The 25,325-nt window shown below is 70.2% G+C and carries 25 protein-coding genes; 10 read left to right on the top strand and 15 right to left on the bottom strand.

Translation table 11 applies throughout. The features are described from left to right. Window positions 1-4: 4 nt before the first annotated feature. From O7620_RS19610 to O7620_RS19595, 4 genes are all read right to left on the bottom strand, one after another. Complete coding sequence (locus O7620_RS19610; RefSeq protein ID WP_225854815.1) at window positions 5-1,927, bottom strand: ABC transporter ATP-binding protein; 1,923 nt, start codon at window positions 1,925-1,927, stop codon at window positions 5-7. 170 nt (window positions 1,928-2,097) lie between these two features. Beyond that, window positions 2,098-3,831 (bottom strand): ABC transporter ATP-binding protein, encoded by a 1,734-nt coding sequence (locus O7620_RS19605; RefSeq protein WP_278124311.1) that lies wholly within the window; start codon window positions 3,829-3,831, stop codon window positions 2,098-2,100. Continuing rightward, window positions 3,825-4,307, bottom strand: a complete 483-nt coding sequence (locus tag O7620_RS19600) for a MarR family transcriptional regulator (protein ID WP_278124310.1) — start codon at window positions 4,305-4,307, stop codon at window positions 3,825-3,827. Before O7620_RS19600 ends, O7620_RS19605 begins: the two co-directional genes overlap by 7 nt. 24 nt (window positions 4,308-4,331) lie before the next feature. Beyond that, window positions 4,332-4,778 carry a DoxX family membrane protein gene (locus tag O7620_RS19595; protein ID WP_278124308.1) on the bottom strand — a complete coding sequence of 149 codons (447 nt, stop codon included), beginning with the start codon at window positions 4,776-4,778 and terminating at the stop codon, window positions 4,332-4,334. A gap of 83 nt (window positions 4,779-4,861) precedes the next feature. Between O7620_RS19595 and O7620_RS19590 the strand changes: the two genes are divergently transcribed. After that, the gene (locus O7620_RS19590; protein WP_278124306.1) at window positions 4,862-5,422 is read left to right on the top strand and encodes a TetR/AcrR family transcriptional regulator; all 561 of its coding nucleotides are present in this window, start codon (window positions 4,862-4,864) and stop codon (window positions 5,420-5,422) included. A gap of 167 nt (window positions 5,423-5,589) precedes the next feature. Here O7620_RS19590 and O7620_RS19585 read toward each other — a convergent pair whose 3' ends face one another. Next, window positions 5,590-7,029: a GuaB1 family IMP dehydrogenase-related protein gene (locus O7620_RS19585; RefSeq protein ID WP_151490589.1), complete on the bottom strand. Its 1,440-nt coding sequence runs from the start codon at window positions 7,027-7,029 to the stop codon at window positions 5,590-5,592. A gap of 69 nt (window positions 7,030-7,098) precedes the next feature. Beyond that, the gene (locus O7620_RS19580) at window positions 7,099-8,850 is read right to left on the bottom strand and encodes a biotin carboxylase N-terminal domain-containing protein (protein ID WP_151490588.1); all 1,752 of its coding nucleotides are present in this window, start codon (window positions 8,848-8,850) and stop codon (window positions 7,099-7,101) included. Between the two features lie 139 nt (window positions 8,851-8,989). On the opposite strand from O7620_RS19580, the gene O7620_RS19575 reads away from it, so the two are divergent. The 3 genes from O7620_RS19575 to O7620_RS19565 all read left to right on the top strand — a co-directional run bounded on the left by O7620_RS19575 (window position 8,990) and on the right by O7620_RS19565 (window position 11,450). Beyond that, complete coding sequence (locus O7620_RS19575; RefSeq protein WP_278127061.1) at window positions 8,990-9,595, top strand: PadR family transcriptional regulator; 606 nt, start codon at window positions 8,990-8,992, stop codon at window positions 9,593-9,595. A gap of 121 nt (window positions 9,596-9,716) precedes the next feature. Beyond that, window positions 9,717-10,676, top strand: coding sequence for an ATP-binding cassette domain-containing protein (locus O7620_RS19570; RefSeq protein ID WP_151490587.1), 960 nt, complete (start codon window positions 9,717-9,719; stop codon window positions 10,674-10,676). Window positions 10,677-10,694: 18 nt separating this feature from the next. Then, the gene (locus O7620_RS19565; RefSeq protein WP_151490586.1) at window positions 10,695-11,450 is read left to right on the top strand and encodes an ABC transporter permease; all 756 of its coding nucleotides are present in this window, start codon (window positions 10,695-10,697) and stop codon (window positions 11,448-11,450) included. A 108-nt stretch (window positions 11,451-11,558) separates the two neighbouring features. Here O7620_RS19565 and O7620_RS19560 read toward each other — a convergent pair whose 3' ends face one another. The 6 genes from O7620_RS19560 to O7620_RS19535 form a co-directional block, all read right to left on the bottom strand. Next, window positions 11,559-12,212, bottom strand: a complete 654-nt coding sequence (locus O7620_RS19560) for an O-methyltransferase (RefSeq protein ID WP_151490585.1) — start codon at window positions 12,210-12,212, stop codon at window positions 11,559-11,561. Beyond that, a complete protein-coding gene (locus O7620_RS19555; RefSeq protein ID WP_151490584.1) occupies window positions 12,209-12,907 on the bottom strand; it encodes a Maf family protein in 699 nt (232 codons plus the stop codon). Before O7620_RS19555 ends, O7620_RS19560 begins: the two co-directional genes overlap by 4 nt. A gap of 267 nt (window positions 12,908-13,174) precedes the next feature. Next, a complete protein-coding gene (mycP, locus tag O7620_RS19550) occupies window positions 13,175-14,272 on the bottom strand; it encodes a type VII secretion-associated serine protease mycosin (RefSeq protein WP_278124300.1) in 1,098 nt (365 codons plus the stop codon). Window positions 14,273-14,327: 55 nt separating this feature from the next. Then, window positions 14,328-15,695, bottom strand: a complete 1,368-nt coding sequence (locus tag O7620_RS19545) for a hypothetical protein (protein WP_278124298.1) — start codon at window positions 15,693-15,695, stop codon at window positions 14,328-14,330. Further along, on the bottom strand, window positions 15,692-16,141 hold the full coding sequence (locus O7620_RS19540; protein WP_278124297.1) for a hypothetical protein: 450 nt from the start codon (window positions 16,139-16,141) through the stop codon (window positions 15,692-15,694). Before O7620_RS19540 ends, O7620_RS19545 begins: the two co-directional genes overlap by 4 nt. An 87-nt stretch (window positions 16,142-16,228) precedes the next feature. Beyond that, the gene (locus O7620_RS19535) at window positions 16,229-16,423 is read right to left on the bottom strand and encodes an acyl-CoA carboxylase subunit epsilon (RefSeq protein WP_151490580.1); all 195 of its coding nucleotides are present in this window, start codon (window positions 16,421-16,423) and stop codon (window positions 16,229-16,231) included. Between the two features lie 90 nt (window positions 16,424-16,513). On the opposite strand from O7620_RS19535, the gene O7620_RS19530 reads away from it, so the two are divergent. Continuing rightward, complete coding sequence (locus O7620_RS19530) at window positions 16,514-18,487, top strand: serine/threonine protein kinase (RefSeq protein WP_278124295.1); 1,974 nt, start codon at window positions 16,514-16,516, stop codon at window positions 18,485-18,487. Between the two features lie 64 nt (window positions 18,488-18,551). Beyond that, a complete protein-coding gene (locus O7620_RS19525) occupies window positions 18,552-18,779 on the top strand; it encodes a hypothetical protein (RefSeq protein ID WP_278124294.1) in 228 nt (75 codons plus the stop codon). An 81-nt stretch (window positions 18,780-18,860) separates the two neighbouring features. On the opposite strand, the gene O7620_RS19520 is transcribed toward O7620_RS19525, so the two are convergent. After that, window positions 18,861-19,613, bottom strand: a complete 753-nt coding sequence (locus O7620_RS19520; protein WP_278127059.1) for a GH25 family lysozyme — start codon at window positions 19,611-19,613, stop codon at window positions 18,861-18,863. A gap of 126 nt (window positions 19,614-19,739) precedes the next feature. Further along, window positions 19,740-20,291, bottom strand: a complete 552-nt coding sequence (locus O7620_RS19515; protein ID WP_278124292.1) for a Uma2 family endonuclease — start codon at window positions 20,289-20,291, stop codon at window positions 19,740-19,742. A 101-nt stretch (window positions 20,292-20,392) separates the two neighbouring features. On the opposite strand from O7620_RS19515, the gene O7620_RS19510 reads away from it, so the two are divergent. The 4 genes from O7620_RS19510 to O7620_RS19495 all read left to right on the top strand — a co-directional run bounded on the left by O7620_RS19510 (window position 20,393) and on the right by O7620_RS19495 (window position 23,582). Next, complete coding sequence (locus O7620_RS19510; RefSeq protein ID WP_278124290.1) at window positions 20,393-21,136, top strand: M50 family metallopeptidase; 744 nt, start codon at window positions 20,393-20,395, stop codon at window positions 21,134-21,136. 22 nt (window positions 21,137-21,158) lie between these two features. Further along, window positions 21,159-22,142 (top strand): 2-dehydropantoate 2-reductase N-terminal domain-containing protein, encoded by a 984-nt coding sequence (locus tag O7620_RS19505; RefSeq protein WP_278124288.1) that lies wholly within the window; start codon window positions 21,159-21,161, stop codon window positions 22,140-22,142. Between the two features lie 62 nt (window positions 22,143-22,204). Then, window positions 22,205-22,705 carry a sigma factor-like helix-turn-helix DNA-binding protein gene (locus tag O7620_RS19500; protein ID WP_151490575.1) on the top strand — a complete coding sequence of 167 codons (501 nt, stop codon included), beginning with the start codon at window positions 22,205-22,207 and terminating at the stop codon, window positions 22,703-22,705. After that, on the top strand, window positions 22,698-23,582 hold the full coding sequence (locus O7620_RS19495) for a hypothetical protein (protein ID WP_278124287.1): 885 nt from the start codon (window positions 22,698-22,700) through the stop codon (window positions 23,580-23,582). The genes O7620_RS19500 and O7620_RS19495 overlap by 8 nt, the downstream gene beginning before the upstream one ends. Before the next feature lie 112 nt (window positions 23,583-23,694). Here the strand turns inward: O7620_RS19495 and O7620_RS19490 are convergent, their stop codons facing one another. After that, window positions 23,695-25,278 carry an acyl-CoA carboxylase subunit beta gene (locus O7620_RS19490; protein ID WP_151490573.1) on the bottom strand — a complete coding sequence of 528 codons (1,584 nt, stop codon included), beginning with the start codon at window positions 25,276-25,278 and terminating at the stop codon, window positions 23,695-23,697. Window positions 25,279-25,325: the final 47 nt, after the last annotated feature.

The following is a 25,325-nucleotide window of genomic DNA, read 5'->3' as shown; positions in this document are numbered from 1 at the left end:
GCCCTCAGACCGACGCGGGCTGGGCGGCGGGAACGGCGGGTTCCTCGTCGACCACCGCGCCGGTGAACTGGGACCGGTAGAGCCGGTGGTACGCGCCCTGGGCGGCGAGCAACTGCTCGTGGGTGCCCTGCTCGACGATCCGGCCGTTCTCCATCATCAGGATCAGGTCGGCGTCGCGGATGGTGGAGAGGCGGTGGGCGATGACGAAGCTGGTGCGGTCCGAGCGCAGCGCCGCCATCGCCCGCTGGAGCAGCACCTCGGTGCGGGTGTCCACCGAGCTGGTGGCTTCGTCGAGGATGAGCAGCGACGGTTCGGCGAGGAACGCCCGGGCGATCGTGATCAGCTGCTTCTCGCCGGCGCTGACGTTGCTGCCCTCCTCGTCGATGACCGTGTCGTAGCCGTCGGGCAGGCTGCGCACGAACCGGTCGACGAAGGTGGCACGGGCTGCGGCGACGATCTCCTCCTCGGTCGCGTCCGGCCGGCCGTAGGCGATGTTGTCGCGGATGGTGCCGCCGAAGAGCCAGGTGTCCTGGAGCACCATGCCGATCCGTCCGCGCAGGTCGTCGCGGCGCATCGTGGTGATGTCCACCCCGTCGAGGGTGATCCGGCCGGCGTCCAGCTCGTAGAACCGCATGATCAGGTTGACCAGGGTGGTCTTGCCGGCGCCGGTCGGGCCGACGATGGCCACCGTGTGCCCCGGCTCGGCGACCAGCGACAGGTCGTCGATCAGCGGCTTGTCCGGCTCGTAGCGGAACGAGACATGCTCGAACTCGACCCGGCCGTGCGGGTCGGCGACCCGGACCGGCTCGGCCGGGTCGGGTGTCTGCTCGTCGGCGTCGAGCACCGCGAAGACCCGCTCGGCGGACGCCACTCCGGACTGGAGCAGGTTGGCCATCGACGCGAGTTGGGTGAGCGGCTGGGTGAACTGGCGGGAGTACTGGATGAACGCCTGCACGTCACCGAGGCTCATCGAGCCGGAGGCGACCCGCAGCCCACCGACCACGGCGATCGCCACGTAGCTCAGATTTCCGATGAACATCATCGACGGCATGATGATCCCGGAGATGAACTGCGCGCCGAAGCTGGCCCGGAACAGCTCCTCGTTCTTCGCGTGGAACGCCGCCTCCACCTCGCGCTGCCGGCCGAAGACCTTCACCAGCTCGTGGCCCGTGTACGCCTCCTCGATCTGGCCGTTCAGCTCGCCGGTGTGCGTCCACTGGGCGATGAACTGCTTCTGCGAACGCTTGGCGATGCGCTGGGTGACCAGTACCGACAGCGGCACCGCGACCAGGGCCACCAGGGCCAGCAGCGGCGAGATCCAGAACATCACGGCCAACACGCCGACCACCGTCAGCAGCGAGGTGAGCAGCTGGCTGAGGGTCTGCTGGAGGCTGGTGGAGATGTTGTCGATGTCGTTGGTGACCCGGCTGAGCAGCTCGCCTCGGGGTTGCCGGTCGAAGTAGGGCAGCGGCAGCCGGTTGAGCTTCTCCTCCACCTCGGCGCGCAGCCGCAGCACGGTGCGCTGGACGACGCCGTTGAGCAGCCAGCCCTGCCACCACGACAGCAGGCTCGCCGCGAGGTAGAGCCCGAGCGCCAGCAGCAGCACCCGGCGCAGGGCGTCGAAGTCGATGCCGACCCCGGGCACCACGTCCATCCGGGCCAGCATGTCGGCGAAGCTGCCGTTGCCGCTGGCCCGCGCTGCGGCGGCGGCCTGCTCGGTGGTGGTGCCGGGCTCCAATTGCCGACCGATCACCCCGGTGAAGATAAGGTCGGTGGCGTGGCCGAGGATCTTCGGCCCGGCCACGCTGAAGCCGACGCTCACCACCGCGAGGGTGATGATGGCGGCCAGGTGCAGCCGGTGCGGGCGGAGCCGACCGAGCAGCCGCCGGGCCGACGGTCCGAAGTTCATCGACTTCTCGGCGGGCATCCCGGCGCTCATCCACGGCGGCCCACCGCCCGCACGGCCGGGCGGCAGCCGCTTCGGCGTCCGCGTGTCGCCGCCGGGCTGCTGCGCGGCTTCGCCGCCGGCTTGCGGCGGGGTGTCGCCGGCGGGCTTCTGACTGGGTACGGTCGCGGTCCGCGACTCGTCGGGCTCGCTCATGCCGGCACCTCCGTCGTCTGCTGAGAGGCCACGATCTCGGCGTACGTCGGGCAGGTCTCCAACAACTGCGCGTGTCGTCCCACTCCGACGACCCCTCCGTTCTCGAGCACGATGATCTGGTCGGCGTCCACGATGGTGGAGACCCGTTGGGCCACGATCACCACGGCGGACTGTGCGGTGACCGGCCGCAGTGCCGCCCGCAGCCGCGCGTCGGTGCCGAGGTCCAGCGCGGAGAACGAGTCGTCGAACAGGTAGATCTCCGGTTTCCGGACCAGGGCCCTGGCGATGGCCAGACGTTGCCGCTGACCACCGGAGACGGTGCTGCCGCCCTGGGCGATCGGTGCGTCCAGGCCGCCGGGCATCTGGGCCACGAAGTCCCGGGCCTGGGCGATCTCCAGCGCCGTCCACAGTTCCTCGTCGGTGGCGTCCGGGTTGCCGTAGCGCAGGTTGCTGGCGACCGTGCCGGTGAACAGGTACGGCCGTTGCGGCACCAACCCGATGCGTCGCCACAGTTCGTCGGGTGCGAGGTCGCGTACGTCCACGCCGTCGACCAGCACCGCGCCGCCGGTGACGTCGACGAGGCGGGGGATCAGTGACAGCAGCGTCGTCTTGCCCGCACCGGTGCTGCCGATGATCGCCGTGGTGGTGCCCGGCGTCGCCCGGAAGGAGATGTCGCGCAGCACCGGTTCGACCGCGCCCGGGTACTGGAAGCGCACCCCGCGCAGCTCCAGCTCGGCCCTGCTGGACAGCTCGGTGACCGGGGCGGTGGAGGGGGCCACCGAGGAGTCGGTGTCCAGCACCTCGACGATCCGCTCGGCGCAGACCGCGGCCCGGGGCACCATCATCAGCATGAAGGTGGCCATCATCACGGCCATCAGGATCTGCATCAGATACTGCAGGAACGCGGTGAGCGCGCCGACCTGGATCGCGTTGGCGTCCACCCGCTGCGCGCCGAACCAGAGCACCGCCACGCTGGAGACGTTCAGCACCAGCATGACCACCGGGAAGATCAACGCCAGCAGCCGTCCGGTCCGCAGCGCGGTGGCGGTCAGGTCGGCGTTCGCGACGGCGAAGCGATCCGTCTCGTACGGCTCGCGGACGAACGCGCGGACCACCCGGATGCCGGTGATCTGCTCGCGCAGCACCCGGTTGACGGTGTCGATCCGGGTCTGCATCAGCCGGAAGCCCGGCACCATCCGACGGATGATCGCGCCGAGCGTGATGGCGAGCACCGGCACGCTGACCAGCATCAGCCAGGAGAGCCCGATGTCCTCACGCAGCGCCATGAAGACGCCGCCGACGCTCATGATCGGTGCGGCGACGAGCATCGTGCAGCTCATCAGCACCAGCATCTGCACCTGTTGCACGTCGTTGGTGTTCCGCGTGATCAGCGAGGGTGCCCCGAACCGGGCCACCTCGCGCGCGGAGAAGCGGTTGACGTGCCCGAACAGCGTGGCGCGGACGTCGCGGCCGAAGCCCATCGCGATCCGCGCGCCCAGATAGACCGCGGCGATGGAACAGACGATCTGGATCAGGCTGACCAGCAGCATCCAGCCGCCGGTACGCACGATGTAGTCGGTGTCGCCCCGGGCCACGCCCTGGTCGATGATGTCCGCGTTGAGGCTGGGCAGGTAGAGCGAGGCCATGGTGCCCACGAACTGGAGCAGCACCACCGCCAGCAACGGTCTCTGATAGGTGCGCAGTTGGCCGCGCAGGAGTCGGATCAGCACGCCGGGTCCTTCGGTTCGGTTGGGCGTCCGGTCATCCGCGGGTCGTCCCCGCTGCCGATGACCTCCAGCAGGAACTCCCGGATCACCTGGGCCTTCGCCGGGTCGGCGTCGATCGAGGTGAGCGGTCGTCCGGTATGCATGAGTGCGCTGAGCGCGGCAACCTTCTCCCGCCCGGCGGGGGTGATGGCGAGTCGGATGCTGCGCCGGTCGCTGTCGTCGCGCTGCCGTTCGACGAGACCGTCGCGGGCGAGCGTGTCGACGATGCCGGTCAGGGTCGCCGGGCGTACGAACCCCTTCTCGGCGACCTCGCGGTGCGGCAGCTCGCCATGACGAGCGAGCGTCATCAGGGTGACCATGCCGGCCTGGGTGAGGCCGTGCTCCTCGGCGAGGTAGCGGTTCCAACGCTGCCCCACGAGGTGCCCGGCCACCACCAGCAGTCGCCCGATCGGCACGTCCTGGAGGGTGACGAGTTCCACGGGCACAGGTTAGCCCCCTGATAGTCAGGGGCCAAACGAAATTACCGCCGCAGTGGCGACGAACACGATCTGCAGGGCGGTGCGCTGCCCGAGCGGGGTGACCGGACGCCCGGCGAGAGTCAGGCTCCGGCGAGCGGCCGAGACGTTGGCCGGAAACATCGCGAGCATGAGCAGGCCGAGGTCGGCCGCGGCCAGGCGGGCGGTCGCCGGGATCAGCAGGCCGACGGCGCCGACCAGCTCCAGTACGCCGGTGAGGGTGACCAGCAGGTCCGGCCGGGGCAGTCGGGGCGGAACCATCGCGATCAGGTCGGCGCGGCGCTGTCCCGCGAAGTGCGCGACGCCGGTCAGCACGAACATCAGAGCCAGCCCGACCCGCAGTGCGGGGTGCCGGCCGTCGAGTGCGGAGATGCCGGCCAGGCCGGCGAGTCGGGCCAGCGCGGTGCCGAGAACCAGGGCGATCAGGGGTGCCATCGGAGTCCTCCTCGCAGCAACTTGTCGGTGACAAGATTGCGTCAGGCGCTGGCATCTTGTCAATGGCAAGATAGGATTCCGGTATGACCGAGACGCGCTCGTACCACCACGGCGACCTCCGTCGCACTCTGCTCGCGGCCGCGCTCGACGCGATCGAGGAGGTCGGGCCGGCCGCGTTGAGCCTGCGCGACCTGGCCCGCCGGGCCGGCGTCTCGCACGCCGCGCCCGCGCACCACTTCGGCGACAAGGCGGGCCTGCTCACCGCGCTCGCCGCCCAGGGGTTCGACCTGCTGACCCAGACGTTGACCGAGGCGGATGACGACCTGCTGGAGGCCGGCGTCGCCTACGTCGACTTCGCCGTCGGGCACCGGGCGTACTTCGAGGTGATGTTCCGTCCGGAGCTCTACCGGGCCGACGACGCCGAGCTGATCGCCGCCCGCGAGCGCGCCGGCGCCGCGCTCCGCTCCGGGGTGGTGGCGCTACCCGTTGGCGGCGTCCCCGCCGACGCCGACCGGGACGCGCTCGCCGCCTGGTCGATCGCGCACGGCTTCGCGACCCTCTGGCTGGCCGGCGCGCTGCCCGAGCGGGTCGGCGACAACCCCCGCGAGGCAGCCCGCAACGTCCTGAGCCGCCTGGCGACCTGATCACCCCAAACGCCCGCCCCCAACGCCCGCCCCCAAACGCGTCGATCATGGACTTGTGGTGGGCGGTTCGCCCATCGGCACCCCTTTTACGGGGCACCACAACTCCATGATCGACCCTGAGGTGGGTGGGCCCGGGGGGGAAGGGGGGTAGGGCGAGGTGGGTGCCGTTACCAGCTGGTGGGGAGGGGCATTCCTTCGGTGAAGCCGGCGGCGCTCTGCACGCCCACGATCGCCCGCTCGTGGAACTGCGTCAGGTCTCGCGCACCGGCGTAGGTGAAGGCGCTGCGAACCCCGGCGATGATCTCGTCGATCAGATCCTCGACGCCGGGCCGGGACGGATCCAGGTACATCCGGGCCGACGAGATTCCCTCCTCGAACACCGCCTTGCGGGCCCTGTCGTACGGGCTGTCGTCGGCGGTACGGGCGCTGACCGCCCGCGCCGAGGCCATCCCGAAGCTCTCCTTGTACCGCCGGCCGTCCGGCTCGGTGTACAGGTCGCCGGGCGACTCGTAGGTGCCGGCGAACCAGGAGCCGATCATCACGTTCGACGCGCCGGCGGCGAGCGCGAGCGCCACGTCGCGCGGGTGTCGCACACCGCCGTCGGCCCAGACGTGCCGGCCCAGCTCGCGAGCTGCCGTCGAGCAGTCGAGTACGGCGGAGAACTGCGGCCGGCCCACGCCGGTCATCATCCGGGTGGTGCACATCGCGCCGGGCCCGACGCCGACCTTGATGATGTCCGCGCCGGCCTCGACCAGGTCGCGTACGCCCTCGGCGGTGACCACGTTGCCGGCGGCGATCGGGACGCCCGGGTCCAGCTTGCGGACCGCCTGCAACGCCGAGATCATCCGCGTCTGGTGACCGTGCGCGGTGTCCACGACCAGCGTGTCCACCCCCGCCTCGAGCAGCGCGGCGGCCTTGCCGGTGACGTCACCGTTGATCCCGACCGCCGCCGCGATCCGCAGCCGCCCCCGGTCGTCCACCGCCGGGGTGTAGAGGGTGGCCCGCAGCGCACCCTGCCGGGTCAGCACCCCGACCAGCCGGCCGTCCGCGTCCACCACCGGGGCGAGCCGGCGCCGACCCGCGGAGAGCAGGTCGAAGCCGGTACGCGGGTCCGCGTCCGCCGGCACGGTGTGCAGCTCCGTGGACATCACGTGGCGCAGCTGGGCGAACCGGTCGACGCCCACGGTGTCCGCCTCGGTGACCACGCCCACCGGCCGGCCGGCCTCGTCGACCACGATCACCGCGCCGTGCGAACGCTTGGGCAGCAGGTGGATGGCGTCGCCGACGGTCTCGGTCGGGCCGAGCGTGATCGGCGTGTCGTAGACCAGGTGACGCCGCTTCACCCAGGCGACGACGTTCGCCACCACCTCGATCGGGATGTCCTGCGGGATCACCGCGATCGCGCCCCGCCGGGCCACCGTCTCGGCCATCCGCCGACCCGCGACCGCGGTCATGTTCGACACCACCAGCGGGATGGTGGTGCCCGTGCCGTCGCCGGTGGACAGGTCGACGTCGAGCCGGGAGCCGAGGTCGGAACGGGCCGGCGCCATGAACACGTCGGTATAGGTCAGGTCGTGCGCGGGGGCCGCGCCGTGAAGGAACCGCACCCGGCCATCATTCCCGCTCCGCGCCGCCCCCGCCGCCGGTGGTGGCCGAAACCACCCGCGACCGGTCGGTCACGCGATGGTGCAGATGGGGGCGCCGGCGGTGATCACGGCACCGACCTCGGCGGTGAGACCGCTGACCGTACCCGCCTTGTGGGCGTGCAGCGGCTGCTCCATCTTCATCGCCTCCAGCACCACCACCAGGTCGCCCTCAGCCACGGTGTCGCCGTCCGCCACCGCGATCTTGACGATCGTGCCCTGCATGGGTGAGGTGAGCGCGTCGCCGCCGACCGGAGCACCGGCCTTGGCCCCGCCGCCGCGCCGGGTCGGCTTACGGGAGGCGGGTGCCGCGGTGGTCGTACTCCCGCCGAAGCCGGCGGGGAGGCTGACCTCGAGGCGCTTGCCGCCGACCTCGACCACGACGGTGTCGCGTTCGGCCGGCGCCTCGGCGGTGCCGGCGGCGGCCGCGAACGGCGGCACGGTGTTGTGGAACTCGGTCTCGATCCACCGGGTGTGCACGGTGAACGGTTCGGCGGTGAACGCCTCGTCCCGCACGACCAGCCGGTGGAACGGCAGCGCGGTGGCCATCCCGTCGAGGACCATCTCGTCGAGGGCGCGGCGGGCGCGCTCCAGCGCCTCGGTCCGTGTCTCACCGGTGATGATCACCTTGGCCAGCAGCGAGTCGAAGTTGCCGCCGATCACGTCGCCGGCCGAGATGCCGGTGTCCACCCGGACGCCGGGGCCGGTGGGCAGCCGCAGCGCGGTGACCGTGCCCGGAGCGGGCAGGAAGTTACGGCCCGGATCCTCGCCGTTGATCCGGAACTCGATGGAGTGCCCGCGCGGCGTCGGGTCCTCGGTGATTCGCAGCTTCTCGCCGTCGGCGATCCGGAACTGCTCGCGGACCAGGTCGATGCCGGCGGTCTCCTCGGTGACCGGGTGCTCGACCTGCAGGCGGGTGTTGACCTCCAGGAAGGAGATCGTGCCGTCCTTGCCGACCAGGTACTCCACCGTGCCGGCGCCGTGGTAGCCCGCCTCCCGGCAGATCGCCTTGGCGCTGTCGTGGATCTGCGCCCGCTGGGCGTCGGTGAGGAAGGGCGCGGGCGCCTCCTCCACCAGCTTCTGGTGCCGCCGCTGCAACGAGCAGTCCCGGGTGCCCACCACGATCACGTTGCCGTGCTGGTCGGCGAGGACCTGCGCCTCGACGTGCCGGGGCTGGTCCAGGTACCGCTCGACGAAGCACTCGCCCCGACCGAACGCCGCGACCGCCTCCCGGGTGGCCGACTCGAACAGCTGGGGAATCTCCTCCATCGTGCGGGCCACCTTGAGCCCGCGCCCGCCACCGCCGAACGCGGCCTTGATGGCGACCGGCAGGCCGTGGTCGACGGCGAACGCCATCACCTCGTCCGGGCTGGCCACGGGGTCGGGGGTGCCGGGGACCAGCGGGGCGCCGGCGCGCTGGGCGATGTGCCGGGCGGTCACCTTGTCGCCCAGGTCGCGGATTGCCTGCGGGGTGGGGCCGATCCAGGTCAGCCCGGCGTCGATGACCGCCTGGGCGAAGTCGGCGTTCTCGGACAGGAAGCCGTAGCCGGGGTGCACGGCGTCGGCGCCGGCCCGCGCGGCCACGTCGAGCAGCTTGTCGATGCGCAGGTACGTCTCGGTCGCGCTGTCACCGCCGAGCGCGTACGCCTCGTCGGCGAGCGTGGCGTGCAGGGCGTCGCGGTCGGAGTCCGCGTAGACGGCGACGCTGGCGAGGCGGGCGTCACGGCAGGCGCGGATGACCCGGACGGCGATCTCGCCGCGGTTGGCGATGAGTACCTTGCGCACCTTCGTGGCTCCTCCCGGCAGGTTACTGACGGGGAGTGTATCGGCCACCCGTGGTGGCCCTAACGATCGCTCAGTGTGGGATGGGGCACTGAGCTTAGTCAAACTTGGCTATTACGCTTGTGCGGTGTCGTCGACTCGAATGATGATCCTCGGTCTGGTGCGCTGGATGCAGCCGGTGCACGGCTATGACGTGCGCCGCGAGCTGCTGAGCTGGAGCGCCGACAAGTGGGCGAACGTGCAACCCGGATCGATCTACCACGCGCTGCGCAAGCTCACCGAGGAAGGGCTGCTCCGTGCCGTTGCCACCGAGCAGGTCGGTGCCCGTCCGGCCCGGACCACGTACGAGGTGACCACCAAGGGGGACGACGAGTTCGAGACGCTGCTGCGCAACCACTGGTGGAACATCAGCGAGCCCGCCGATCCGTTCGTGGCGGCCTTCTCGTTCCTGCCGGCCATGCCGCGCGCGGAGGCGGCCGCCGCCCTGCGTAACCGGGCCAATCTGCTGCGCGCCGGCGTCGAGTCGATGCGCGCCTCGCTGGAGTCGGACTGGGTGCGCAACCGCAAGCCGACCCACGTGGGCTGGATGTTTGAGCTGTGGTCGGCGCGGGCCGAGGCGGAGATGAGCTGGTGCGAGCGGATCGCGGAGCGGATCGATTCCGGAGTGTCGTACCTGCCTGCTGAGCTGGACGAAGCGCAGGGTTGGCCGGGGTGGCGGGACGGCGTGGAGCCCACCGAGTCGGAATAATCAACGTTGACTAAAAAAGCTATATCGCGTTAGCCTGCTGTCGGCACAGCGGGGGAGTGCGCCGTCCGGCGTCGTCCCACCCGGCGGCCGGCCCGGCCGGCCCGAACGACCAGGAGTAGAAATGATCGAGACCAGGGGGCTGCGGAAGTCGTTCCGCTCCCGCGCGGGTCGAGAAACCAAGACGGTCGACGCCGTGCGCGGCGTCAACCTCGAGGTCGCCGAGGGTGAGATCTTCGGCTTCCTCGGCCCCAACGGCGCCGGCAAGACCACCACGCTGCGGATGCTCGCCACGCTGATCGAGCCGGACGGCGGCGATGCCACCATCGCGGGCGCCGACCTGCGCAAGGACCCGGCGGAGGTGCGCCGCCGCATCGGGTACGTGCCGCAGGGCGGCAGCACCTGGGACGAGTCCACCGCCCGCGAGGAGCTGGTGCTGCACGCCCGGATGTACGGCATCGGCAAGGCCGACGCGCAGCGGCGCGCGGCCCGCGCGCTGGACGCCTTCCAGCTCACCGAGTACGCCGACCGCAAGTGCAAGACCTACTCGGGCGGTCAGCGCCGGCGGGTCGAGATCGCGCTCGGCATCATCCACGAGCCGAAGATCGTCTTCCTGGACGAGCCGACCACCGGCCTCGACCCGCAGAGCCGCGCCCACATGTGGGACGAGATCCGGCGGCTGCGCAGCGACGGGATGACCGTCTTCATCACCACGCACTACCTCGACGAGGCCGACGCGCTCTGCGACCGGATCGCGATCATGGACAACGGCGAGGTGGTGGCCGAGGGCACCCCGGCCGCGCTGAAGCGGGAGATCTCCGGCGACGTGGTGCTGGTCGGCCTCGACGTGGCCGCCACCCCGCAGGCCGCCAAGGCGCTCGACGGCGAGCCGTACGTCAACAAGTTGGAGACCGCTGACGAGGGCGGCCTGCGTCTCTACGTCGACGAGGGCGCCACCGCCATTCCGCAGGTGCTGCGCCGACTCGACCACGCCGGGCTGGAGTTGCGCTCGATCGAGCTGCACCGGCCCAGCCTGGACGACGTCTTCCTGACCAAGACCGGCCGCTCGCTGCGCGAGTCCTGACCATCCCGGAGACGACTCATGAAATTCGCCCGTGACACGTGGCTGATCTTCCAGCGGCAGCTCCAACTCCTGCTGCGCAACCCGGTCTGGGTCTTCGTCGGCGTCTTCCAGCCGGTGATGTACCTGCTGCTCTTCGCCCCGCTGCTCAAGCCGGCGCTGAACGCGCCCACCCAGGCTGCCGCCTACAAGATCTTCGTACCGGGTCTGCTGGTGCTGCTGGCCATCTTCGGTGGCCTGTTCCAGGGTTTCGGTCTGATCGCCGAACTGCGCGCCGGGGTCATCGAACGCTCCCGGGTCACCCCGATCAGCCGGCTCGCCCTGCTGCTCGGCCGCTCACTGCGCGACGTGGTCTCGCTCATCGCGCAGGCCATCATCATCACCCTGCTGGCGCTCCTGTTCGACCTGCGGGTGTTCATCGGTGACCTGCTGCTGGCGTACCTGATGCTCGCCCTCATCGCGCTCATGACCTCGGCCGTCTCGTACGGCGTCGCACTCAAGGTCAAGAGCGAGGACGCGCTGGCACCCCTGATGAACACGGTGGCACAGCCGGTGCTGCTGCTGTCCGGCATCCTGCTGCCGCTGACCTTCGCACCCGGCTGGTTGCAGGGCATCGCCGACTGGAACCCGTTCTCCTGGGCGGTCGACGGCACCCGGGCGCTGTTCGCCGGCGACCTCGGCAGCGACAAGGTCTGGCAGGGTCTCACCATCACCGCGGTCCTCGCCGCACTGGGCGTCTTCTGGGCCGCACGCCAGTTCGCCCGCAGCGTCCGCTGACGCTGGCTTGCACACGAAAATCGGGGTGTCCCTCGTGCTGAGGGGCACCCCGATCTGCGTGCGCGGCCGGGCGCTGGCCGCCGTTCTTCAGCGTCGCGTGTCCGGCGTTCAGCGCACCCGGGCGAGGGTGAGGCCGTCCGCGATCGGCAGCATCACCGGATCCACCCGTACATCAGCGAGGACCTCGTCGTTGAAGGCGGCGATGGCCCGATCGTTGGCGTCCCGCGGCGCGATGACCCGGCCGCCGCGCAGCACGTTGTCGACCGCGATCACCCCACCCGGCCGCATCCGGGGCACCAGCTCCGCCCAGTAGACCGGGTACCCCGTCTTGTCCGCGTCGATGAACGCGAAGTCCAGGTGACGCTCCTGCGGCAGCTCCCGCAGCGTCTCCCCGGCCGGGCCGATCCGCAGGTCGATCCGGTCCTGCACGCCGGCCCGAGCCCAGTAGCGCCGGGCGATGCCGGTGAACTCCTCGGAAATGTCGAAGCAGGTCAACCGCCCGCCCTCGGGCAGCCCGCGGGCGATCGCCAGCGACGACAGCCCGGTGAACGTGCCGACCTCGACGGCCTGCCGGACGTCGAGCAGTCGGGTGAGGAACGTCAGGAAGGCCGCCTGCTCCGGTGCCACCTGCATGGTGGCGTGCTCCGGCAGCACCGACCGGGTCTCCTCGGCCAGATCCTGAATGATCTCGTCCGGCGGGGCGCCGTGCGCGACCAGGTACGCGTGCAGTTCGTCGGTGAGCGGGATCGACTTGGTGGTCATGACTGGACGTTACCGAGCGGCTCGACAGATTGGCCGCCCGGCGCGACCTTCGTCCACAGGTCGGTGATCCGCAGATCCAGCTCGGCGAGGAGACGGCGCAGCAGCGGCATCGACAAACCGACCACCGTGCCCGGGTCACCCTCGATCCGCTCCACGAACGGCCCACCGAGGCCGTCGATCGTGAACGCCCCGGCCACGGCCAGCGGCTCACCAGTCGCCACGTACGCGGCGATCTCGTCGTCACTGATGTCCGCGAAGTGAACGGTCGTCGAGGCGACCGCCTCCGCACGCCGGCCGGCGACAACATCGATCAGGCAGTGGCCACTGTGCAGAACACCACTGCGCCCCCGCATCCGCAGCCAACGCCGGGTCGCGTCCGCCGGATCCGCCGGCTTGCCGAGGATCTCCCCGTCGAACGCCAGCACCGAGTCACAGCCGATCACCAGCGTCCGCTGGTTGCTGCCGGCGCCGGCCGGCCCGCCGTCCGGGCCAGCCGGGTTCAGCCGCGTCAGCACCGCCTGCGCCTTGAGCCGCGCCAACTCCAGGCACAACTCCTCGGCCCGGTCGGTCACCACCAGGGATTCGTCCACCCCACTGACCAGGACATCCGGTTCGATCCCGGCGGCCTGCAGAGACTTGCGGCGGGCAGGGCTCGCCGAGGCGAGCACGAGGCGGAGCGGCAGAGAGTCAGACACGGTTTCGACGTTACCGGCTCCCATCCCGCACACCGTGCCCGCCAGGCCGCCCGAGGTCTCGTCAGGTGCCTCCCGGTGCCCTTGATCGACTTCGTCTCGCCGAAATCGGCCTGTCGCACCTCGACATAAGCCCAATATTGCCGACATCGGGTCGACCAGCGCAGCCCACCCTCGTGATCCACTCACCTTTAAGGAAATCGGGGTATCCGGCAGGCATTGGATAGCGCGATTTCAATGAACACGAGTTGATCAGAGCGGTTGGCCCGATTAGCGGCTGATTCTGGGCGGTGGATCGTCACCGCGCCGACGACGTCGCGCCACCAGCGCCCAACCGACACCAACGGCCACGATCACAGCGAGAGTGACCACTCCACGAGCCGTCGCGCCAGCACCGTCGTCGCCCGGTCGGGCGCCAGCCGTCGTACTCGCCCCAGCACCGGCCGGAGCGCTAACCGATTCAAACCCCAGCGGAGGTACGTCTGCCGTCAGGGCCGCCACAAGATCGATCACTCCGTACCCGTACTCGTCGTCACGGCCGGGCGGCCCCTTGTCGACAGCCGTGGCCGTGAGTCGATGCGCCACCTCCCGAGCCGGCAGGTAGGGGTACTTCGACCTGATCAACGCCGCCGCCCCCGCCACAATCGCCGTAGCGTCCGAGGTGCCGGTGCCTCTGCGGTACTTGCCGTTGATGCTCGTGCTGTAGATGTCTACCGCTGGCGCAACCACGTCAACTTCCGGCCCGGCCACGGAGACGGAGGCATGGTTTCCGATGCGGTCGATTCCACCGACCGCAACGACACCCGGGTATGCGGCCGGAAAGCTGACGTACCGGTCACGGGGACTATTGCCTGCGGCCGCGATTATGAGAACTTCTGCCTGTATGGCATTTTCCACGGCTCTTTGCAGATTTCGATTTGGCCCGGTGACTGAAGAGATGCTGATGACTTTGGCTCCGCGGGAGACTGCATATTCGATCCCTGCAGCAAGGTCGTCGCTGTCACCTTCCTCCTCTGTGACCTGAATCCGAATAGGCAGGAGCTTGGATCCTGGGGCGACGCCAAGCGCTCCTAGATTGTCGCCACGTCCATGAGCGGCAATCAGGCCCGCCATTCCGGTGCCATGGCTACTTGAATCGACTTTCCCGTCGCCAGTGCCGCCGGCGGTGACGTCGGTGCCGGTGAGAAGGTTACTCCGCAGATCTGGATGATCATCAACGCCGGTGTCGGGCACTGCCACAATTACCCCGTCGCCTCGACTTATCTTCTGCGCATCATCTAGGTGAAGGTAGCCTAGATGCCACTGGTCCGCACGAATTCTCTCAGCTCCGTTAGGCTCTGGTGCGGCATTTGCCGCCAGTGGAGGCATCAGCAGAGCGGCTGCGGTAATCGCACTTCCTGTGGCCGTCCAGGCGGCATGCGGCTTACCGGTCAAGGCCGATGGCAGGGCCCGGATCGATTGGGCCCTGCTTGTCCGGCGGACGGACCACTGGCTCGACACCCTGGTCGGTTTCCCAGGGGTGATCAGGATCCCAAGGGCGACTCTTGTGGCGGTCGACATCTGGTGGGTCCGGACGAAAAGCGCCACCGCCTGCATTGGTCAATTTTGGGGCTCCACCGAATGGGGTTAGGCCGCTTGAGAGACCGGGATTCCGGCCGCTGCCCGGCCGTGATCCCGCTCCTCCTGAAGGTCCAGTTCCGGCGCCTCCACCGCCTATCACACCGCCGACCGGGTTGACTCGGCGAGGTGGTGTGCTCGCATCTGGCTGCCCAAGTCCGGCACCGGGTACCCCCCCGATCAGACCGCCGGGTGGCATTGCGCGCGGTGGCGTTGGTGGCGTCGCGTGCGGTGCCGGTTTGTCGGCGCCGGTTGGACGGTTGATTGGAGAGAGGTGTGAATCAACGGCTCTTGGTGGGCCGGCAATGGGGGCGACTCCAGGCGGAAGGGATTGCGGTCCAAGAATGGATGTCGGGCCTGTTGATGCTGGCGGTGTGGAACCAAGGCCTGCTGCAGTCGTCAATGCACCGGGTGATCCGCTACCCGCAGTGCCAAGTACAGGCCCAGATGCCGGAGCATTCGGAATGGAGACAGGTTGGGTTGATATGGGCTGGCGGCTTCCGGAAGTTGTTCGTACCGGAACGGGCACGACTGGAGGAATAATTGGGCCGATAGCTCCGCCGTATACATCTGGGTTCGCCTGGTCGGCGATTGGCTTTCCTTTTGGTGGTGAGGGTGGTTTTTGGAGGGTTGCTTGGGCTTGCTGGAGTTCGCCGCTGAGGCCGAACATCATGCCCCGGGCCTGCACGTTCAGCCGTTCCAGTTCCGCGTCGGAGACAGGTGGCTCGGTGACCCGGCTGCCCATGATCGCCTTAGGGTCGGCGGCGGTGGCGTCGTACGCCTGCTTTTGTTGGAGTTTGGCCGCGTACTCCTCGTAGATCTTGCGGAGTGCGGCGCGGGTGGTGCCGATGGCCTGGGTGGCGGCGGACAGCGCGGTGTAGTTGGCTGCGGCGGCGTCGTGGGTGTGCCGCACCTTCTCGATGAGTTCGTCGAGTTGGGCCAGGTACGTGCCGGAGGCGGCGCTGGTCTCCGGCGGCCAGGCCGACGCGAGACCGCGTCGGTATTCCTGGAGTCGGCCGAGGTGGATCTGTGCGAGGTCGCAGACCTTGCGCCAGCCGGCCACCTGTTTCCAGTGGTTGGCGGTGTCGTGGTCCTGGAGGCATGCCCACATGCTGTTGACGTCCATCAGCTGCCAGTTGGTGCCGGCGGTGCGGCTGTTGCCCCGTTCGTTCATGGGAGCACCACCGGGCCGGTGGGGTCGCTGAGCATCGGTGTGGACGTGGGTGTGTGGGGCAGGATCGTGCCCGGGTCGGCGAGGGCCTGTTGGACGTCGACCACTCGGGCGGCGGAGAAGGCGTCGGTGTCGGCGTACTGCGTGGCGACGCGGTCGGCGGCGGCGGCGAGGTGGCCGGTGGCACCTCGGACGGCATACACCATGTCGGCGGTCGCCTGCTGTGTCTCGTGGTGCGCGTGCAGGAAGGTGACCAGCTCGACGAAGGCGTCGCAGGGGTTGGGTATCTCGGCGGACATGTCGGCGGCGATGTACGGCAGGTGCGGCGCGTAGTTGCGTTCGACCTCGGCGGCGAGTTGGTCGGCGAACTCCCGGAGTTGGCGGATGTCAGCCTCGATGCCGCCGTAGTTGCGCAGCCAGGGCGCTGGCCCGTCTTCTTCGGGGATCATCGATCCTCCTCACCGTCACCACACCACTTCCCTGAGTGAGGTTAACGGCTCCCCGCGACCCTGGCAGCCCCCGCCTGGCGGGTCGTGTCAGCGGGGCAGGCCAGCGGTGCGCCAGGTGCCGCGATTGGCCGGCCGGGCGCTGCGGGCCCAGGCCGACGTGGCCGTCGGAGCGGGGGTGGCGGCCGGGCGGGACCGGACGACGATGGCACCCACCAGGGCGGCCAGCTCCTCCGCGGTGGGTACGCCGCGGACGACCCGGAACAGCGGCTCTTCGGCAGACATGCCGCCAGGGTACGCGGCCGGAAGTTACGGGGAACGCACAGTGGCGTGCCGGCGGTGTGACCGTCGGCGGGTCCGGGTACCGTCTCACCGATGTCGAACGCGCTTCCCCAACTCGTCGCTGACCGATACCGGCTTCTGTCGCCGCTCGGCCAGGGCGGCATGGGTCGGGTGTGGAAGGCGCGCGACGAGGTGCTGCACCGGGACGTCGCCATCAAGGAGTTGGTGCCGCCGCCCGGTCTCACCGACGAGGAGCGCCGCGAGATGCGGGAACGCTCGCTGCGGGAGGCGCGGGCCATCGCCCGGCTCAACCACGCCAACGTCGTCCGCATCTTCGACGTGCTGCGCACCGACGGCGATCCGTGGATCGTCATGGAGTACGTGGCGTCGAAATCGTTGCAGGACACGCTCGCCGAGGATGGCCCGGTGCCGGTGGCCCGTGCGGTGGAGATCGGCCTCGGTGTGCTGGGCGCTCTCAACGCGGCGCACAAGGCGGGCGTCATGCACCGCGACGTGAAGCCCGGCAATGTGCTGCTCGGCGACGACGGCCGGGTGGTGTTGACCGATTTCGGTCTCGCCACCATCCCGGGTGACCCGAACGTCACCCGCACCGGCATGGTCCTCGGTTCGCCCGCGTACATCTCGCCGGAGCGGGCTCGGGACGGCACCGCCGGTCCGGAGGCCGACCTGTGGTCGTTGGGCGCGACGCTGTACGCGGCGGTCGAGGGCAAGTCGCCGTACGCCCGGCCGTCGGCGATCGGCACCCTGGCCGCGCTCGCCACCGAGCCGATTCCGCCGCCGAAGAACGCCGGCCCGTTGAAGGCCGTGCTCAACGGGCTGCTGCGCAAGGACCCGAACGAGCGGATCACCGCCGAGGTGGCGGAGCGGTTGCTGCGCCGCGCCGGAGGCAAGCGGTCGCGGGGCATCTCACTGCTTGATGGCGTACGCCGGCCCGGGCCGAACGGTCCGCGCGAGCCGCGCCTGCCGGTGGTGCCGGCACCGCGACCCGCCGAGGAGGTCACCGACCGCCCGGTGTCGCCGCCTGCTCCGCGTACCCCACCGCCGGTTGCCGCTGCTGCGGCCGGGCCGGCGGTGGCAGATGCGACGCCGACGGAGGTCGTGCCGGCCGGCGCGGACGTCGAGCCGACGGCCACGGTGCCGGCCGAGCCGACCGCGAAGATCGACCGCCCGTCCGAGGCCGAGCCGACCGCGACGGTGGCGGCCGCCGACGACAGCACGACCGACGCCGACGACGAGCCGACGGCCGTCGATGGCCCGCCGGTGGCGCCGGTGGCGCCGGAACAGCGCAAGCCCTCGACGCCCACGTCGGTGATGCCGCCGGTGGGTCCGCCCGGGCGCGCGGCGGTGCCGGCGTTCGACGGTACGAAGCCGAACAACACCCGCCGGAATGTGCTGATCGGGGCGCTGGTGGCCCTGCTGCTGGTCGGTCTTGTGGTGATCGTGCCGCTGTTGACCAAGGGCGACGACAAGGAGACCCCGCAGGCCGAGCCGACGACTGCCGCCCCGACGTCCGGGCCACCGCAGTCCTCCGCCCCGGCGGCGCCCCCGGCCACCACGAGCGCACCGACGCCCTCGGCCACGCCGTCGGTGGACCCGAACGCGTTACCGGCGGGCTGGAAGCTGCACAAGGACCCGGCCGGCTTCGCTCTGCCGATCCCGGATGGTTGGGTGCGTAGCCAGGTCGACGGCACTACGGTCGTCTTCAATCAGTCCAACGGGCCGGGCAGGCTGCTCGTGCAGTGGACCCCCAACCCGAAGAAGGATGCGGTCGCGGACTGGCGGGAGCAGGAGCCAAACCGCAAGAGGCTCGTCAGCAACTACCAGTACCTCAGCATCAAGGCCTGCGACTTCTGGAAGACCTGCGGCGACTGGGAGTGGCTGGAGACCCGGGACGGTCAACGGATCCACGTCCGTAACCGCGGGTTCGTGACGGCCAGCAACCGGGGCTACGCGCTGCGGTGGGAGATCGCGGACAAGGACTGGCAGGCCAACCTGCCGAACTTCGACCTGATCGCCAAGGGTTTCGTGCCTGACCGTCAAGACTGAACTCATTCGCATGACCTTGCGTCGTCCGGGGTAATTGACCTTCGACGACGGAAGGAGGTACGACATGGGTTACCGACGGAGGGACGCCCGGCCCCGGCTGGCACTGTGGATGCTCGTCGCGTTCGGCGACGCGGTCCTGCTGCTGGTCGCCGCGGGCATTCCGGCGCTCATCGCACTGCTCAGCGTCGTGACCGTGGCCGTCTGCGGGGTTGGCGCGTGGCGGCTGACCAGGCGGGCTGCGCTGGTCCCGGACGAGACGAGAGTGCCGGCGATGAGCCGGCGGAGGGCCTGACTCGTACCGGTGGTGTGGCGGCAGCCGGATCGATTGTCGACCGTGTGGTGACCGTCGATCCCGCTGCCGCCAACGGCCCGGTCAGGTGTTGTTGGCCAGTGCGATCAGCCGGCTCCGGTCACCGTTCCAGTAGTTGCGGTCCACGTTGCCGCTGATCCCGGAGACGGCTCCCGTGCTGGTGTACTGCCAGAAGCTCCACACCGACGCGCCGGCCGGCAGGGCGCCCGGCGTGCTCGACCAGCGGGCCAGCCAGAGCGGGTGGTTCGCCCACGGGCCGGTCCAGCTGCCGGTGCACTGGTTCCACCAGCTGGTGGTGGTGTAGATGACCGCGTACCGGCCGGTGCGGGAGCGGTAGGTGTTCAGGAAGTCCTGGATCCAGTTGCGCATCCCGGTGGTGCTCAGGCCGTAGCAGTAGCCGCCGCTGTACGGGTTCCCCTCGATGTCCAACGCGGCCGGCAGGGTGCGGCTGTCCGCCGACCAGGCGCCACCGTTGGAGGCCAGGTAGGCGGCCTGCGTGGAGCCGGCGGAGATGTTCGGTCGGGCGAAGTGGTACGCCCCGCGGATCACCTCGGCGTTGTACGAGTTGACGTAGTTCGCGTTGAAGGCTGAGTCCTTGACGCTGGTGCCCTCGGTCGCCTTGATGAAGGCGAACTGGATGCCCGCGTTGCGGACGCTGGTCCAGTTGATGGTGCCCTGATAGTGGGACACGTCGATGCCGGGCGTGGTGGCCGCAGCCGCCGGACCGGTGGTCGCGACGAGGGTCGCCGCCGCGGTGGCGAGGACGGTGAGGCCGGCCGCGAGCACGCGGCGCAGCGGTGATGAGGTACGGGCCATGAGTGCCTCCAGGAACGGCGTTCTATTGACGCCCATCTTTGGAGGTAACTGCCCTAGATCGCAAGGGCTGCTGAAGAAAGTTTCATCGACGGGCGTCGGTCGCCCCGGTGGCCTGACTCGAACTGATCAGCGCAAGGTGCCGGGGTCGAGCTGCCAGCGGAACGGCTCGACGACGGTCAGCGTCTCGCCGGGCTTCGCCACCTGGTCCTCGACGTAGTGCTCGCCGTCCAGCCGGTACAGCCGCAGCGAGTGACCGTCGCCGTCCTGCTCGACCAGCAGGTACCAGGGGATGCGCGCGATGGCGTAGAGCTGCATCGTGACCAGCCGGTCGGCGGCGGCGTTGCCGGGCGAGACGACCTCGCAGACGAGCACCACCTCAGCGGCTTCCACCGCCGTGCCCTCGTCGTCGGTGTTCGCGACAACGACATCGGGGATGGCGATCCGATCCACTCCGAGCCGGACGTTGACCGCCTCGAAGACGAGGAGGGGTTGTGGTCGCACCGCTCGACGCAGGCTGTAGACGAGTTCCCAGGACACCAACTGGTGCCGCTTGCTCGGGGCAGGGCTCACGATCAGGCTCCCGTCGAGCAGCTCGATCCGGTCCGGGCTTTCACCCAGGGCGAAGTAGTCGGCCTCGGTCCAGAGCCCGACGTGGTGTCCCAGGGGTTCCGTGCTCATCGGCCCTCACCTCCCGCTTCACTCGCCACCCGATCAGTCTCACAGGATACGAGCCGGTGCCTCGGCAGCGACACGGACCGTCGCCGGTAGGCTCGCGCCCCATGATGTCGATCGACGGGCTGGGCGATCTGTGGGACACGTTGTTCGGCGCGCAGCCGGACCCGCCCGCACTGCTGGTGCTGATCACTGCCGCCGTGGCGCTGGTGGTGGTGTCCACCCGACTGCCCTGGCGGATCGCCCGCAACGCCATCACCATCGCGCACGAGGGCGGGCACGCCCTCGTCGCCCTGCTCACCGGCCGCAAGCTGCGGGGCATCCGGCTGCACTCGGACACCTCCGGGTTGACGCTCTCCGCCGGCCGACCCACCGGTCCGGGCATGATCCTCACCCTGCTCGCCGGCTACGTCGCCCCGCCGCTGGTCGGGTTGGCCGGTGCCTGGCTGCTCGGCGGCAACCGGATCACCCTGCTGCTCTGGGTGGCCGTGGCGCTGCTGCTCGCCATGCTGATCATGATCCGCAACGCCTTCGGGGTGGTGTCGTTGCTGGTCACCGGCGCGCTGGTGTTCGCCGTCTCCTGGTACGCCACGCCGCAGGTGCAGGCCGCGTTCGCGTACGCCGGGGTGTGGTTCCTGCTGCTCGGCGGGGTGCGGCCGGTGGTGGAGCTGCAACGGCTGCGCTCGCGCGGCCGGATGCCCGCCTCCGACGCTGACCAGTTGGCCGGGCTGACCCCGTTCCCGGCGTTCTTCTGGGTGCTGGTGTTCGCCCTGATCAACCTGGTCGCACTGGTCACGGGCGCCCTCCTGCTGGCCGGCCCCATCCTCACCGACGCGGGCCTGACACTCTGACCCCACCGGGCAGAATGGGGCCATGCGATATGTGATCATCGGGGCGGGCGCGGTCGGCGGGACGGTTGGCGTACGGCTGGCTGAGGCTGGTCGGGACGTGACCCTGGTGGCACGCGGGGCCCACTTGGACGCGATCCGCGAGCGGGGTCTGACCCTACGCCGGCCCGACGGTGACGTGACCGCCCGGCTCGCCGCCGTGGACGGTCCCGGTGATCGTCCGTTGCCGGCGGACACGGTGCTGGTCCTCACGGTGAAATCGCAGGACACCGCCGGCGCGCTGGCCGCCTGGGTGGACGCGCCGGTGGCCGGGGGCGGTACGGCGGGTGAGCGTCTGCCGCTGGTCACCGCGCAGAACGGGGTGGCGAACGAGCGGGCCGCGCTGCGGCTCTTCGCCGACGTGCACGCGGTCTGCGTCTGGCTGCCGGCCACCCACCTGAAACCCGGCGTGGTGGTGGCCAACGGCTACCCGCATCCGGGGATGCTCCACATCGGGCGGTACCCGGGCGGCACCGACGACACCGACCGGGCGGTCGCCGACGACCTGACCGAGGCCGGGTTCGTCGCACCGGTGCGGGACGACGTGCTGCGCTGGAAGTACGGCAAGCTGCTCAACAACCTCGGCAACGGCCTGCAGGCGCTGCTCGGCCGCGACATCCCGGAGGCGCTGGCCGAGCGGGTACGCGCCGAGGGCGTCGCCGTACTCGCCGCCGCGGGTGTCGCGCACACCTCCCCGGAGGAGGAGAAGGCTGAGCGCGGCGACCTGGTCGGGCAGCGCCCGGTGGACGGCGAGGCCCGTTCCGGCGGCTCCACCTGGCAGAGCCTGGCCCGGGGCGCGGGCTCTACCGAGGTCGACCACCTCAACGGGGAGGTCGCCCTGCTCGGCCGGTTGCACGGCGTACCGACGCCCGCGAACGTGGCCGTGCAGAGGGCGGTCCGACGGGCCGTCCGGGAGCGGATCGCGGCCGGCGCGTTCCCGCTCGCCGAGCTGGAGAAGATGATCGCCTGACCGGGGCAACCGACGACCCCGCCCGGCGCGTGTTCCCTGCGACCGACACGGGGAGGTAGCGGGTGCCGGACGTCGACGGGTTCGACGAGTTCTACCGGGGGAGCCGGCAACGGCTGCTCGGGTTCGTCTACGCCCTGACCGGCGACCGGGTCGAGGCTCAGGACGCCGTGCAAGAGGCGTACATCCGGGCGTGGCAGCGCTGGTCGACGGTCAGCGGGTACGACGACCCGGAGGCGTGGGTGCGGGTGGTGGCCAGCCGGGTCGCCGTCAGCCGGTGGCGCAGCCTACGCAGCCGCGCCCGGGCGTACCTGCGGCACGGGGCCACCGAGACCGTTCCGGGGCCGGGTACCGACACCGTCGAGGTGGTCGCCGCGTTGCGCCTGCTTCCCGAGGAGCAACGCACCGCGATCGCCCTGTACTACCTGGTCGGCATGCCGGTCGCCGACGTGGCCCGGGAGACCGAGGCGCCGGTGGGCACGGTGAAGGCCCGGCTGTCCCGGGGGCGCGCCGCGCTCGCCGGCCTGCTCGCCGTCTCTGATCTGGGGGAGGCTACCGATGCATGACGACCTGGCATTCGTCGAACGGATCCACCGGGACCTCAACGATGTGCGGTGGCCCGAGCCGCAGGAGATTCGGGCCAGGGCCCGGCGGCGCAGCCGTCGTACGGTGGCGATGGCGGCGGTCGCGGTGCTCGTGGCGGTGACCGGCCCGGCGTACGCCATGACGGCACGCCCGGCGGCTTCGCCCGCTACCGCCCTGCCGGCGCCGACCCACGGCTCCGTCCGGGCGGATATCCCACTGGACTCCCTGCTGAGGGCCACCGACGTGCCGGTGGAGAGCGGCGTCCAGCTCGGCGATGCCGGTCTCGGCGAGGTCATGCGGTTGGACCCGCTGCTCATGAGGTGCGGCGGCGAGCGCGGCCTGCCGATGGTCGACTCGTACTCCCGCTACAGTCGATCGCTGACCCTGCTGTCGCCGACGGGTGTCGGAGGTGCGGCGGCGAAGGGGGTGCTCAGCCAGGACGTGTACCGGGTCGATTCGGCGGTGGGCAGACAGTACTTCGGTCAGCTGAGGACGATGCTTGTCGCCTGCCGTGAATGGCGGCCCGTCGGGAGCACCATGCCGGACCGCGAGTCGGTGCCGCTGGAGACCGTGCACTCCTGGATGGTGCCGGCGACCGACTTCGCGGGCGACGAGTCGATGGTCGTGCGCCACGAGTCGAGCGCGACCCCTGGCCGGGGCGACGCACGGACGTTGGAGCCGGCCGAGACGACCGTTGTGGTCCGGGTGGGCGACCTGGTCACGGTGCTGGTGACCGGTCCCGGCCTCGTCGTGGGCCGGGTCGACGGAAGCCAATCCACCCTGGGGTACGCGGACCTTGAGGCCCTGGGCCGCACCGCCGCCCAGCGACTGTGCGCCGGCGCCAACCCGCCCTGCTGACCTCGGCCGCGGCGATGATCCGCGCACCTTCACGGATGTTGCTGCCTCCCGGCGCCCGGAGGCAGCACGTTCCCGATAGTTGCGCGGATCAAGTGAGCAGGGTCGTCGCGGATCAGAGCGGGATGTTGCCGTGCTTCTTCGGGGGCAGGGTCTCCCGCTTGGTACGCAGGATGCGCAGTGCCCGGACGATCTGGGTCCGCGTCTCGTGCGGCGGGATCACCGAGTCGATGTACCCACGTTCGGCCGCCACGTACGGGTTGGCCAGGGTGTCCTCGTACTCGGCGATCTTCTCGGCGCGGACCGCAGCCGGATCCTCGGCGCCGGCCAGCTCGGAGCGGTAGAGGATGTTCACCGCGCCCTGGGCGCCCATCACCGCGATCTGCGCGGTCGGCCAGGCGAAGTTCAGGTCGGCGCCGAGATGCTTGGAGCCCATCACGTCGTACGCCCCGCCGTACGCCTTGCGGGTGATCACGGTGACCTTCGGGACGGTCGCCTCGGCGTACGCGTAGATGAGCTTGGCGCCCCGGCGGATGATGCCGTCCCATTCCTGGCCGGTGCCGGGCAGGAAGCCGGGCACGTCCACGAAGGTCAGCACCGGGATGTTGAACGCGTCGCAGGTACGAACGAATCGCGCGGCCTTCTCCGAGGCGGCGATGTCCAGGGTGCCGGCGAAGTGCATCGGCTGGTTGGCGACCACACCGACCGGGCGTCCCTCGACCCGGCCGTAGCCGACCACGATGTTCTGCGCGTAGAGCGGCTGGACCTCCAGGAACTCCCCGTCGTCGAGGATGTGCTCGATGACCGTGTGCATGTCGTACGGCTGGTTGGCCGAGTCCGGGATCAGCGTGTCCAGGGCCCGGTCCTCGTCGGTGATCTCCAGGTCGGCGGGTGCCTCGAAGACGACCGGCTCGTCGAGGTTGTTCGACGGCAGGTACGACAGCAGCGCCTTGACGTAGTCGACCGCGTCCTCCTCGTCGGTGGCGAGGTAGTGCGCGTTGCCGCTGCGCGAGTTGTGGGTGCGGGCGCCGCCCAACTCCTCCATGCCGACGTCCTCGCCGGTCACCGTCTTGATCACGTCCGGGCCGGTGATGAACATGTGCGAGGTCTGGTCGACCATGACGGTGAAGTCGGTGACCGCCGGGGAGTAGACCGCGCCGCCGGCGCAGGGCCCCATCACCAGCGAGATCTGCGGGATGACGCCGGAGGCCCGTACGTTGCGGAAGAAGATCTCGCCGTAGAGGCCGAGCGAGACGACACCCTCCTGGATGCGGGCGCCACCGGAGTCGTTGATGCCGACCACCGGGCAGCCGATCTTCATGGCGAGGTCCATCACCTTGACGATCTTCTCGCCGAACACCTCGCCGAGGGAGCCGCCGAAGACCGTGAAGTCCTGCGCGAACACGCAGACCTGCCGCCCGTCGACCGTGCCGTAGCCGGTGACCACGCCGTCGCCGTAGGGGCGGTTGCGCTCCAGCCCGAAGGCCGTGGACCGGTGCCGGGCCAGTTCGTCGAGTTCGACGAAGGAACCCTCGTCGAGCAGCATCTCGATCCGCTCGCGGGCGGTCTTCTTGCCCCGGGCGTGCTGCTTCTCGACCGCGCGCGCCGATCCGGCGTGCACCGCCTCGTCGACCCGGCGCTCCAGGTCCGCCAGCTTGCCCGCAGTGCTGTGGATGTTGGTCCCGGTCTCGGTAGTCACCCAGGGAATATAACGATGGTTCAGGTGGACGCGGCTGTGCAGTACGC

Source organism: Micromonospora sp. WMMD710 (assembly GCF_029626045.1).
Taxonomy (GTDB): domain Bacteria; phylum Actinomycetota; class Actinomycetes; order Mycobacteriales; family Micromonosporaceae; genus Micromonospora.
The sequence above is the reverse complement of the archived record's forward strand: the minus strand, read 5'-3'. Positions and strand labels throughout refer to the sequence as shown.

Bases quoted from the DNA above. Each gene is read 5' to 3' on its own strand.
- O7620_RS19595 (WP_278124308.1), bottom strand. From the start codon at position 4,778: ATGGCACCCCTGATCGCCCTGGTTCTCGGCACCGCGCTGGCCCGACTC.
- O7620_RS19590 (WP_278124306.1), top strand. From the start codon at position 4,862: ATGACCGAGACGCGCTCGTACCACCACGGCGACCTCCGTCGCACTCTG.
- O7620_RS19610 (WP_225854815.1), bottom strand. From the start codon at position 1,927: ATGCCCGCCGAGAAGTCGATGAACTTCGGACCGTCGGCCCGGCGGCTG.
- O7620_RS19535 (WP_151490580.1), bottom strand. From the start codon at position 16,423: ATGTCTGCCGAAGAGCCGCTGTTCCGGGTCGTCCGCGGCGTACCCACC.
- O7620_RS19545 (WP_278124298.1), bottom strand. From the start codon at position 15,695: ATGAACGAACGGGGCAACAGCCGCACCGCCGGCACCAACTGGCAGCTG.
- O7620_RS19525 (WP_278124294.1), top strand. From the start codon at position 18,552: ATGGGTTACCGACGGAGGGACGCCCGGCCCCGGCTGGCACTGTGGATG.
- O7620_RS19515 (WP_278124292.1), bottom strand. From the start codon at position 20,291: ATGAGCACGGAACCCCTGGGACACCACGTCGGGCTCTGGACCGAGGCC.
- O7620_RS19570 (WP_151490587.1), top strand. From the start codon at position 9,717: ATGATCGAGACCAGGGGGCTGCGGAAGTCGTTCCGCTCCCGCGCGGGT.
- O7620_RS19565 (WP_151490586.1), top strand. From the start codon at position 10,695: ATGAAATTCGCCCGTGACACGTGGCTGATCTTCCAGCGGCAGCTCCAA.
- O7620_RS19505 (WP_278124288.1), top strand. From the start codon at position 21,159: ATGCGATATGTGATCATCGGGGCGGGCGCGGTCGGCGGGACGGTTGGC.
- O7620_RS19520 (WP_278127059.1), bottom strand. From the start codon at position 19,613: ATGGCCCGTACCTCATCACCGCTGCGCCGCGTGCTCGCGGCCGGCCTC.
- O7620_RS19495 (WP_278124287.1), top strand. From the start codon at position 22,698: ATGCATGACGACCTGGCATTCGTCGAACGGATCCACCGGGACCTCAAC.
- O7620_RS19575 (WP_278127061.1), top strand. From the start codon at position 8,990: ATGATGATCCTCGGTCTGGTGCGCTGGATGCAGCCGGTGCACGGCTAT.
- O7620_RS19510 (WP_278124290.1), top strand. From the start codon at position 20,393: ATGATGTCGATCGACGGGCTGGGCGATCTGTGGGACACGTTGTTCGGC.
- O7620_RS19530 (WP_278124295.1), top strand. From the start codon at position 16,514: ATGTCGAACGCGCTTCCCCAACTCGTCGCTGACCGATACCGGCTTCTG.
- O7620_RS19540 (WP_278124297.1), bottom strand. From the start codon at position 16,141: ATGATCCCCGAAGAAGACGGGCCAGCGCCCTGGCTGCGCAACTACGGC.
- O7620_RS19560 (WP_151490585.1), bottom strand. From the start codon at position 12,212: ATGACCACCAAGTCGATCCCGCTCACCGACGAACTGCACGCGTACCTG.
- mycP (WP_278124300.1), bottom strand. From the start codon at position 14,272: ATGCCTCCACTGGCGGCAAATGCCGCACCAGAGCCTAACGGAGCTGAG.